This is a genomic window from Proteiniphilum sp. X52, from assembly GCF_003712195.1.
Lineage (GTDB): Bacteria > Bacteroidota > Bacteroidia > Bacteroidales > Dysgonomonadaceae > Proteiniphilum.
In genome coordinates, this window is the sequence record NZ_RDSD01000040.1 from 1 (window position 1) to 7,206 (window position 7,206).

The following is a 7,206-nucleotide window of genomic DNA, read 5'->3' on the forward strand; positions in this document are numbered from 1 at the left end:
CTACGCAGGCGGTTTACGCTCCGGGAAGCGAGCCGGCGCTGTTCCTTGGGCGGGGCTACACCGGCCATGAGCACCTGTCCTGGTTCGGCTTAATCAACATGAACGCCCGGTTGTATGATCCGGCTCTTGGACGTTTTCTGAGTCCTGATCCGTATGTACAGGTCCCGGATTTCACGCAGAACTTCAACCGGTATAGTTACTGTTTGAACAATCCGCTGGTGTATGTGGATGAGGATGGGGAATTCATTCATCTTATTATTGGTGCAGTAGTTGGTGGTATTGTTAATTGGGCAACGCATGGATTCCAGTTTAATGCAAAGGGCTTAGGATACTTTGCTGTTGGTGCTGCTGTTGGTACGCTTTCTGCGATGGGCGGAGCATGGGCTGCAGCAACATTTAAAGCTGTAGGTGTTGCTGCCGGTGTAGGAATAGGTGCAGTATCCGGAGGAATAATTGGAGGTGGAAGCAGTTTCCTTTTGAATGGGGGAAATAATTTAATTGCCGGTAATAATTTCTTCGATAATTGGAAATCAAACCTAATTTCTGGAGCTGTTAATGGTGCTATAACAGGAGCGATTGGAGGAGGTATAAAAGGTTATAAATATGCAAAAAAATTAGACGCCAATCCCTGGACAGGTAAAAAAGTGTATAGTGAAACATCATATAAATCTACAGTTAAAACAGGTATAGCTGCTCAATCAGACCCCAATAAACATTGTTATTCCGTTTCCGATGAATATGCCTCTTCAGGTAGAGAAAATTATTCAAGATTGGATTTCCAAAACGAGGCATTAGGTGCAGATGGAGCAGATCCGTTAGAGATATACAAAAGTAAAACAGGTAAGGATATTTTTAAAATCAATAACTGGGATATTGTCGGTAAAGAATTGAATAATAACTCTGCAGAAATAATAGGAGTTGTATCACAAAATGGTACTAATCATTCAGTTAATGTTGTAGGATATACGGTTGAAAATAGACTGAAACTTTTTGGGGGAGGAGTGAAACAGATTATAAAGTCCGTTCTATTTTGGGATCCTGCTGTAGGGAGAACGGTATCAGGACATTCCAATTTTATTAAAGTCGGATATTTTAGATATTAAGTTAGAATATGAAAAAGTTTGGTTTTATACTACTTGTACTACTGAGTTTAAACGCAGAATTAGTATCTCAATCGAATTACCAAAAGTTTCACAGAAAAATTTTCTCAACTTATAAAAAAACAATTAGTCGAGAGAGAGAGCTGGATTTATTGAATAAAGCTATTGAAAACAATAAGAAAAACAGAGCGTTACTTGGAAAACAATATTCATCGGAACTCTGTACACTGCCCGAGTGTGATGAAGGGTACGAATTTATAACATTTCATAGGGTAAATTTCAAAAAAATGTGTTCTGCAAAAAAGAAAAAACTAAAAAGAGAGAGATTTTTTAATTATTTATCAACTGATAAGTTATATCATTCAGAAACTTATGTGTTCTGTAAAGAAGGAATTTATTTAGGGAGTGTAAGAACAAATGTAACAGGTGAACCCTGTTTTGTATATGGAGATAATATAAAGATATTGGCAGAGAGTTTTTATAAGCAAGTTTATCAGGATACAAAGCCTGTTTTGTACTTTTTGACAAGTATGCCGGTTATACAAAGATTTATAGTTATAGGTGATTCTATCAAACCTGTAGATTATGATGAAAATTTACAATGGAAAATTTACAATATGCATGAGTTTATAGGCAATAAAGAAAGGTTTAAATACAAAAATGACTTTATGAGTAATGGTTATGAGTTTGTAGAATAGGAGATTGGGTAATGCTCGAAATCAGGTGCTATAGTTATAACAAGTTGATAAACAGCAATAAATTTTAAAGAAAATCTTTTAAAAAAATAACGATATGAAAACAATACCGGATAGTTCCTAGGCAAGCAAGAAAAAATAGTCAGCTATCCCGCGGCGGCGGGGCAGTTTTTCCAATATCAAACTTATTTTCATCCTCATTGCAACCGCCCCCGACGGCAAGTGGCTCAAAAAAACCTTTGCATACAGTGCTGGAAATGTGGCAAGCGTCCAATACACTTCCCAAAACGGAACCATCGGCACCGAAAACTTTGTATATGCCTACGGGCACAATACGGAGATCAGGTGGGGAACCGCCTCCATCTGGAAGCTGACGCAAGAGAACGCTTTGGGGCAGCCCGTCAAAGCCACCACGGGCAGCATGCAACGCACCTACGGCTACACCGCTTTCGGGATGCCCACCGGACGCACGGCGGGTAGCATACAAAGTTTCACTTACAACTTCGACGTGCAAAAGGGCAACCTGCTCAGCCGGAAAGACAACAAACAAAAAAAAACCGAAACATTCGGTTATGACAATTTAAACAGATTGAGTTCCATCGGCTCGCAACAGATTACGTATGAAGCCAACGGCAACATCATCCGGATGCCGGGAGTGGGAACACTAACTTATGGCAATACGGCAAAACCCTATCAGGTAACGATGCTTACGCCTGCGGGAGACGAAGAGATTTCCAAGTACCAGACCATTTCCTACTCTTCGTTTCAACGACCATTGAGTATCGGAGAAACCGTTCAGCCCAATCCCTATCAGCCCGGAATGATTACCACTTTTGCGGAGTTTACCTGCAACGCTGCGGGTGATCGCGTAAAAATGGACGTTACCAAAGGTGGAACGGCTCTTTTGACACGGTACTACATCGGCAAACAGTACGAAATGGACGTGGAGAACAGCATCGAACGCCTCTACCTGGGCGGCGACGCCTATTCCGCCCCTGCGGTATATGTAAGGGAGAATAATGTTTGGAAAATTTACTACATTTGCAGGGACTATCTGGGCAGTATCACCCATATAGCCAATGCCGACGTTTCTTTGAAACAGGAGTTGAGTTACGACGCTTGGGGAAGACTTCGCAATCCGGCAACGCATGTGGCATACACACCCGGAAGTGAGCCGGCTCTGTTCTTAGGCAGAGGATATACGGGACACGAGCACCTCTACTGGTTTGGATTGATAAATATGAATGCACGGTTGTATGATCCGTTGCTTGGCAGGTTTTTAAGCCCCGACCCGTATGTGCAGATGCCGGACTTCACGCAGAACTTCAACCGGTATAGTTACTGTTTGAACAATCCGCTGGTGTATGTGGATGAGGATGGAGAGTTTATATTTTCTTTTTTATTACCCGGCATAGGAACATTCATTGATGCCGCATTATGGGGTGCGGTGATTGGAGGTGCCGGCTATACTGCTAGTGTGGCATTCAGTAATGGTGGATTCAATAATTGGAGTTGGAGTCAATTTGGTAAATCCGTAGGATTGGGTGCAATCTCAGGAGTTGTTACAGCAGGAATTGGTCAAATATTTGGTCCGGTCGGAAGTATGGGTATCGGAGGAGAAGTTGCAAGAGCTTATACTCACGGATTTGCTAATGGAATGATTTCTCAATTTTCAGGCGGAGATTTTATGCAAGGATTTGCGGCAGGAGGATTAGGGTCGTTGGCGGGTTCAGCATTCATGATGTATGGTGGCAATTTTGCAAGTAGCACATTGGGTAATTATGCTTTTTCAGGATTAGCTGGGGGGATAGGATCATCTCTCAGCGGGGGTAATTTTTGGCAGGGAGCAGCAACGGGATTAATAACGGCAGGACTTAACCATTTACAACAAGGAATTAACAGACCAAAGTTTAAAGATTTACTTGAACATTATCCAACTAATGAAACAGGTGGAGATATGCCTGCAAACGAAGTTTATAATCTTATCGGTGGTGATGTTTTATCTGAACATAATAGAGACCCTCAATCATATAATAATGCCTGTGCTTTAAGGATTTCAAGAGCTTTGAATTATGCGGGTACAGAAATACCAAAAATATCCGGCCAAACACTAAAAGGGGCAGACGGTAAATACTATTTTTATCGGGCATCTGATTTGTATAAATGGATGTCTAGACCAGCAGTTTTTGGTAAACCCAATTATTCTGTGAAAAACTACTCCGCATTATCAGGCAAAGGAATTTATATAATGCAGGCTTCGTATCCCGCTAAATTTGGAGCTTGGGGACATGCAACACTATTTAATAATGGAAATGTTATTGGAAGTGCATATTCAAATGCCAGCGGTGGCGTGCATCGATTTAACTTATGGAATTTTAAATAAATAGATAATATGAAACTCAAATTAAAAACCATTTTTTTTTCTGCAGTTATTTTATTTTCTTTTTTTACATGTAAGGGTGAAAACTATGAAATACAAAAAAACAGAGAATTATTAAAAGATTATTTTTTATGTTGTTGTATGTATTATGGGTTTAAAAGTACTGATTTAGGAAATATTGACCGTTCTAAATCGGTTTATTTCGATGTATTAAATTATTCTTTACCTGCATTACAAAAAGTTGATAGTTTAGCAAATAACTTCATTTCAACTATAGAGATTTCTTCATATGAAAATAAAGATTCTAAAAATATTATAATTCTTAGTATTGAAGAGTATAAAAGTAAAAGAGTAGATCAATTTATAAAATCGATGGATATTTATATGATTAAAGAGACGCTAATCCGCGGTGAGGAATAGAAACATAGACGGGGAAAAACAGGCGTAATCAGATTGAAAGCAAATTCGGACAAGGGAAAATATATTTCTTCAACGTAATTTGAATTTATAAGGAGCGACTATCTGGGCAGTATCACCCATATAGCCAATGCGGATGGCTCTTTACTTCATTATCCAACACTACAAATAATTTAAAAAATATCATTATGAAAACAATACCGGATAGTTCATGATCAAGCAAGTAAAAATAATCAGCTATCCCGCAGCGGCGGGGTAGCTTTATTCCCAATCTTATTGAAAGTATCGCCCACGTGACGAATGCCGACGGCTCTTTGAAATGCCGAACGAGGAGGAATTCTGCAAAATTGCGAAACAGGAATTGAGTTACGACGCCTGGGGGCGGCTCAGGGATCCTTCCACACAGGCGGCTTATGCTCCGGGAAGCGAGCCAGTGCTCTTCCTTGGGCGGGGCTACACCGGCCATGAGCACCTCTACTGGTTTGGATTGATAAATATGAACGCACGGTTGTATGATCCGTTGTGGCAGGTTTTTAAGCCCTGATCCGTATGTGCAGATGCCGGATTTTACCCAAAGTTTTAACCGGTACAGCTATTGCATTAATAACCCATTATTATATTTTGATTTAACAGGTTATGCATGGTACAATGATTTTTGGGATTGGTTAAAGAAAAACTCAAAAATAGTAGTCCCGGTAGTAACAATAGCAGTTGCAGCTGTTGTTACTGTTGCAACTGCCGGGGCAGGATCACCGTTATTAGTTGCAGCAATAGGAGGAGCCGCAGGAGGTTTTGCAGGTGGAGCACTTGGTGCTGCTTTGGAAGGGAAGGATTTATGGGGAGTTTTAGGTAACGGATTATTACAGGGAAGTATTGGCGCGCTGTCTGGCTTTGCGGGCGGGGCTGCGGGACAATGGGCAGCTAAAGGAGGTATTAGCCTAATTACCAGTGCGGGAGCAAAAATTGCAAGCCCTGTAATAAAAGGTGCGCTAACGGGAGCTATAGGAGGTGCGGCCGGAGGGCTGGCGGGTGGTTTTACCGCGGGTTTTACCATGAGCATGATTGCCACCAAGGGTGATTTTGCGACTTCGTTACAGGCAGGATGGAATGCCGGACTTAATTCAGCCTTAACCGGAGCAGGAATCGGATTGGGTGCCGGAGGTTTTGCCGGATACAAATATGCCAAAGCAAATAATCTGGATTTGTGGAGCGGAAAATCTGACACATCAACTTCCTTAAGACAAGTCGGAACTGTTTTGGAAAGTGTCGATGACGTTTTTGCAAATCCAGAATTATTACGTGGGAAAACCCCGTTAGAAATTGAAGGAATTCTTAGTGATACACCTGGGTAGAAAGTAGAAACATTAGGTAAAGGCTCTCATCAAGGACAAGGATTGATTCTTAGAGAGTATGGTGCTAATGGAACTACGGGAAGACTTATCCAATGGCACCCAGGAGGCGGGCATCACGGAGCTAACTCCTATTGGAAAATTTCATCAGGTAAAGGTACATTTAGAATTTTCTTTTAGAATTAAAAATAATATCTTTATGGATAGAGAAAAAGTTAATACATTCTTTCAAGTTATTAAATTATTGGCATCTTCTTATGATGAGTAAATTTGTGCTTTTCCTTCTTTTGTTATTATCCCTGATGAGATAGCTTTGTTGTTTGATGACATATATAGAAATATGTATCAAATGTCTAAAGACAAAATATTAGATTCCGATAGTGTAAATTTGCTCATCAAAATCAATATCTTATTCAATAATATGTCTAAGGACCCAGCCAAATGGACTATAGAATCATTAAAAAAATATTCTGATTGGAATACAATAAGAAATCTTGCAAAATCAATTTTAGAAATTCAAGGTATTGATAATAAAAATATCAATCTTGATTTTATATATTGGATAGGTAATGCTCCAAATCGGGAGTTACTGAAATAATCATCTGATTATCAAAAATAATTTTAAAAATTAGACGTAAAGGCAGGGATAAAATTCCCTGTCCTTTCCCTCACTCATCAACTGGTACACATCTCAAAAAAATATCACGATGAAAACAATACCGGACAGTTCGTAACAAAAGTAGCAAAAACAGCTATCCTGCAGCGGCGGGGTAGCTTTCTCTCCAAACTTATTTTCATCTAAGCCAACGGCAACATCACCTCCATGCCGGGAGTGGGAACACTAACTTATGGCAATACGGCAAAACCCTATCAGGTAACAATGCTTACGCCTGCGGGAGACGAAGCGTTTTCCAAGTACCAGACCATTTCCTACTCTTCGTTTCAACGACCATTGAGTATCGGAGAAACCGTTCAGCCCAATCCCTATCAGGCCGGAATGATTACCACTTTTGCGGAGTTTACCTGCAACGCTGCGGGTGATCGCGTAAAAATGGACGTTACCAAAGGTGGAACGGCTCTTTTGACACGGTACTACATCGGCAAGCAGTACGAAATGGACGTGGAGAACAGCATCGAACGCCTCTACCTGGGCGGCGACGCCTATTCCGCCCCTGCGGTATATGTAAGGGAGAATAATGTTTGGAAAATTTACTACATTTGCAGGGACTATCTGGGCAGTATCACCCATATAGCCAATGCCGACG

8 protein-coding genes and 2 pseudogenes are annotated in these 7,206 nt (G+C 40.7%); all 10 read left to right on the plus strand.

Going from position 1 to position 7,206, the window contains the following annotated elements; translation table 11 throughout:
* Positions 1-98: 98 nt before the first annotated feature.
* Positions 99-179 (plus strand): annotated as a pseudogene (locus tag D7D25_RS18855) (hypothetical protein); the annotation flags it as partial.
* Positions 180-203: 24 nt separating this feature from the next.
* On the plus strand, positions 204-1,103 hold the full coding sequence (locus D7D25_RS18630) for a hypothetical protein (protein ID WP_370453868.1): 900 nt from the start codon (positions 204-206) through the stop codon (positions 1,101-1,103).
* Positions 1,104-1,111: 8 nt separating this feature from the next.
* The gene (locus D7D25_RS17215) at positions 1,112-1,798 is read left to right on the plus strand and encodes a hypothetical protein (RefSeq protein ID WP_122970155.1); all 687 of its coding nucleotides are present in this window, start codon (positions 1,112-1,114) and stop codon (positions 1,796-1,798) included.
* A gap of 256 nt (positions 1,799-2,054) precedes the next feature.
* Positions 2,055-4,178, plus strand: a complete 2,124-nt coding sequence (locus tag D7D25_RS18635; RefSeq protein WP_122970156.1) for a T6SS effector amidase Tae4 family protein — start codon at positions 2,055-2,057, stop codon at positions 4,176-4,178.
* A gap of 9 nt (positions 4,179-4,187) precedes the next feature.
* On the plus strand, positions 4,188-4,595 hold the full coding sequence (locus D7D25_RS17225) for a hypothetical protein (protein ID WP_122970157.1): 408 nt from the start codon (positions 4,188-4,190) through the stop codon (positions 4,593-4,595).
* Between the two features lie 316 nt (positions 4,596-4,911).
* Entirely contained in the window at positions 4,912-5,136 is a 225-nt protein-coding gene (locus D7D25_RS17230) for a hypothetical protein (RefSeq protein ID WP_185140291.1), read from the plus strand.
* 13 nt (positions 5,137-5,149) lie between these two features.
* Positions 5,150-5,944 carry a hypothetical protein gene (locus D7D25_RS18195; protein WP_185140292.1) on the plus strand — a complete coding sequence of 265 codons (795 nt, stop codon included), beginning with the start codon at positions 5,150-5,152 and terminating at the stop codon, positions 5,942-5,944.
* A gap of 67 nt (positions 5,945-6,011) precedes the next feature.
* Positions 6,012-6,209 carry a hypothetical protein gene (locus D7D25_RS18200; protein WP_185140293.1) on the plus strand — a complete coding sequence of 66 codons (198 nt, stop codon included), beginning with the start codon at positions 6,012-6,014 and terminating at the stop codon, positions 6,207-6,209.
* Between the two features lie 81 nt (positions 6,210-6,290).
* Positions 6,291-6,539, plus strand: a complete 249-nt coding sequence (locus D7D25_RS17240; RefSeq protein ID WP_122970158.1) for a hypothetical protein — start codon at positions 6,291-6,293, stop codon at positions 6,537-6,539.
* 225 nt (positions 6,540-6,764) lie between these two features.
* Positions 6,765-7,206, plus strand: a pseudogene (locus D7D25_RS17245) (hypothetical protein); the annotation flags it as partial.

What these genes read in the sequence shown, in the direction of transcription:
- D7D25_RS17225 (WP_122970157.1), top strand. Translation starts at nt 4,188, where the DNA reads ATGAAACTCAAATTAAAAACCATTTTTTTTTCTGCAGTTATTTTATTT.
- D7D25_RS18200 (WP_185140293.1), top strand. Translation starts at nt 6,012, where the DNA reads ATGGAACTACGGGAAGACTTATCCAATGGCACCCAGGAGGCGGGCATC.
- D7D25_RS17230 (WP_185140291.1), top strand. Translation starts at nt 4,912, where the DNA reads ATGCCGAACGAGGAGGAATTCTGCAAAATTGCGAAACAGGAATTGAGT.
- D7D25_RS17215 (WP_122970155.1), top strand. Translation starts at nt 1,112, where the DNA reads ATGAAAAAGTTTGGTTTTATACTACTTGTACTACTGAGTTTAAACGCA.
- D7D25_RS17240 (WP_122970158.1), top strand. Translation starts at nt 6,291, where the DNA reads ATGTCTAAAGACAAAATATTAGATTCCGATAGTGTAAATTTGCTCATC.
- D7D25_RS18195 (WP_185140292.1), top strand. Translation starts at nt 5,150, where the DNA reads ATGCCGGATTTTACCCAAAGTTTTAACCGGTACAGCTATTGCATTAAT.